The 312-nt window shown below is 63.8% G+C and carries 1 protein-coding gene; it reads left to right on the top strand.

Going from position 1 to position 312, the window contains the following annotated elements; genetic code table 11:
- Nucleotides 1-312: TCP-1/cpn60 chaperonin family protein (locus C487_RS16735; protein WP_006187013.1), on the top strand; the 312-nt coding region annotated here is incomplete at both ends.

Raw genomic sequence — 312 nt, 5'->3', positions numbered from 1 at the left:
TGTATAAGAGACAGCCTCAACATCGAGACCCAGACCGGCCGCAGCGCCGGCGAATCCGACCTCCTCGAGGGTGGCATCGTCGACAAGGACCCCGTCCACGACAACATGCCCCGTTCGGCGACCGACGCCGACATTCTGCTGCTCGACGAGGCCATCGAGGTCGAGGAGACCGACGTCGACACCGAAGTCTCGGTCACCGACCCCGATCAGCTCCAGAAATTCCTCGACCGCGAGGAGAAGCAGCTCCGCGAGAAGGTCGACGCGATCGCCGACCTCGGCGCTGACGTCGTCTTCTGTCAGAAGGGCATCGAC

Source organism: Natrinema pallidum DSM 3751 (genome assembly GCF_000337615.1).
GTDB classification, from domain to species: domain Archaea; phylum Halobacteriota; class Halobacteria; order Halobacteriales; family Natrialbaceae; genus Natrinema; species Natrinema pallidum.
This window is presented reverse-complemented; position numbering and strand designations above follow the sequence as displayed.